Source organism: Dyella sp. (genome assembly GCF_035508675.1).
Classification (GTDB): domain Bacteria; phylum Pseudomonadota; class Gammaproteobacteria; order Xanthomonadales; family Rhodanobacteraceae; genus Dyella_B.
Window position 1 is genome coordinate 1 of sequence record NZ_DATJMN010000153.1, and the last position, 2,259, is coordinate 2,259.

Genomic DNA, 2,259 nt, shown 5'->3' on the forward strand with positions numbered 1-2,259 from the left:
GCCCCACGCTATTGGCGCCGCCATAGAGCCTGTCGTTGAGATCCGAAGAAGTCACCGCCACCCGGCTGCGCCGCGCATCGTCCTCGCCGGTCCATGGACCGCCGTACTGGAACGGCACGTCGAACATGGTGAAAAAATCCGCGGTGGTGGCCATCAGCATGCCCATCGAAGGGGACTGCTTCACGCCGGGCGCCAGCAGTTTTACCGGACTTTCCACCACCAGCGCCTGGCGATCGGCTTTGTGTGCGCTCCACAAATCGATGGCGGACTGGTAGTCCAGCTTGTCCGGCGGCTCCTGGTGATGGCTGGGCGAACCGGTCGGATTTGGATCGAGCAGCGCATAGAAAAGGACATCGCTCTTGCCCGGCAACGGATTGCCCGATAACAGGTGCATCACCGTCAGCGTCGTCATGCTTGCGCCAATGCCCACTGCGATCGCCAGCACCATCAGCCCCGTCAGCACCTTGTTGTGCTTGAGGCTGCGCAGCGCAAGCTCCAGGTAATAACCGAACATGCTTCCCTCCTTAGACGGATCGCGTCGCCACCACCGGCGGCACCGCTGCTGCGCGCAAGGCTGGCCCGAGCACCGCCGCCTGCCCGATGACCCACAGCAGGATCGCGCCTACGGGAAAGTAGATCACCGGCAGGCGCGGCAATTCGTAGTGCACGATCAAGAACAGGTTCACGCCATAGGCCAGCGCCATGCCGAGCACGATCCCCATCGTCGTCAGCAGGAAGTTTTCGGTCTGGAAGTAATGCAGGATGTTGCCGCGCGTAGCGCCCAATGCACGCCGCACGCCGATGCTGCGATTGCGCTGAGCGACCCAGAAACTGGCCAGGCCGACGATGCCCAGCGCCGTCACGATCAGCAGGGCCATGGAAACGCCGATCAAAATGCCGGCCATGGCGCGGTCATTGCGGAAATAGCGGTGGCGCAACTCGTCGTAGGTACCCTTTTCAAGCACGATGCGATTGGGATCGAGCGCCTTGAGTTTGGCCAGCGCGCTCTTCAGCACTTGTTCGCGGTCTGCCGGCGCGCAACGGATCACATACAACATGCCGAACGACATATCCATTCGGAAGGGGTTGATCACGCTGTAGTCCGCGCCCTGCTGGAACTGTCGCCCGCGCACCAGACGGTCGACCACGCCGACCACGGTGAGCGGAATGTTGTTGCCGACGTAGACGTTTTTCCCGAGCGGATCCTGCCCCGGCCACAGCCGCTCGGCGGCGGCCCGGCTGATCAGGATCGATGGCGACAGACCATCCAGATTGCCGGTGCGCAGCGCCGTGAACACGGTGCCGATGTCGTTGTATTCCTCGGGATGGAAATCGCGTCCCTCCACCAGCCTCAGGCCCAGCGTGGAAACCAGGTTTTCACCCAGGTACTGCCCCACGTTGAGCGTGTCGCTGCGTTGCGCGGGATCGACCCGCAGACCCATATTGGAGGAGGAGCCGCCGAAAGGCACCTGGTTGATCGAGGTGGCCTCCTTGGCGCCGGGAATGCTGCGCAGCGCAGCCAGATCGGCCGCCGTGCGCGCCGCGCCATCGGAGCGGTTGCCAATATTGGCCAGTTGCACGTACACCAGCTCGTGCTCGGCCAGGCCGGTGACCCGCTCCATGGCCTCGATGCGCTGCCGGATCAGGAACACCGCATTGCACACGATCGCACAGGTCAGGGCGATCTCCGCGATCAACAGACACGCCGTGAATTTATGCCGCGACAAACTGGCAAAGATCGGCTTGATGTCCATCTCAGTTCCCCTTCAATTGCAGGGCCGGCGCCACCCGGCACGCGCGCCATGCCGGCAGCACCCCGGCCAGCAGACTGGCGCACATGGCCAGTACAAACGTCGCCAGCAGCATCGGCACATCCATCTGCGCCAGCGCCGCGTAATCGGCGGGCTGTTGCCGCACCAGCCACAGGCCGAACAGCGCCAGCAACAAACCGCCCGCGCCACCGGCTAGGCCGACCACCGCGGACTCCACCAGCAGTTGTGCGAACAAGCTGCGTTGCGAGGCGCCCAGCGCGCGGCGTACGCCCAGTTCGCCGGCGCGGCGCATGAACTTGGCCAGCATCAGGCCCACCGTATTGACCAGGCAAACCAGCAGAAAACCCAGCGACAGCCACATCTGCAGGCGGGCATCGCTCGGCACCACCTGCTGGTAGTCCAACCACTGCATCAGATTGCGCAGACGTACGTTCGGCGGCCGCAGAAAGCGGCCCGCCGCGTGCTGGTCCTGCGAGTAGTGCTGCAA

At 64.0% G+C, this 2,259-nt stretch carries 3 protein-coding genes; all 3 read right to left on the reverse strand.

The genetic code is table 11. The features are described 5' to 3' along the window. Positions 1 to 514 (reverse strand): ABC transporter permease (locus tag VMA74_RS08590; protein WP_325366223.1); only part of this gene is annotated, 514 nt, incomplete at its 3' end. A 10-nt stretch (positions 515 to 524) separates the two neighbouring features. Then, on the reverse strand, positions 525 to 1,754 hold the full coding sequence (locus VMA74_RS08595; RefSeq protein WP_325366224.1) for an ABC transporter permease: 1,230 nt from the start codon (positions 1,752 to 1,754) through the stop codon (positions 525 to 527). A gap of 1 nt (position 1,755) precedes the next feature. After that, positions 1,756 to 2,259: ABC transporter permease (locus VMA74_RS08600; RefSeq protein ID WP_325366225.1), on the reverse strand; the 504-nt coding region annotated here is incomplete at its 5' end.

Excerpts from the sequence above, each read along its gene's own strand:
- VMA74_RS08595 (WP_325366224.1), bottom strand. The coding sequence starts at position 1,754 with ATGGACATCAAGCCGATCTTTGCCAGTTTGTCGCGGCATAAATTCACG.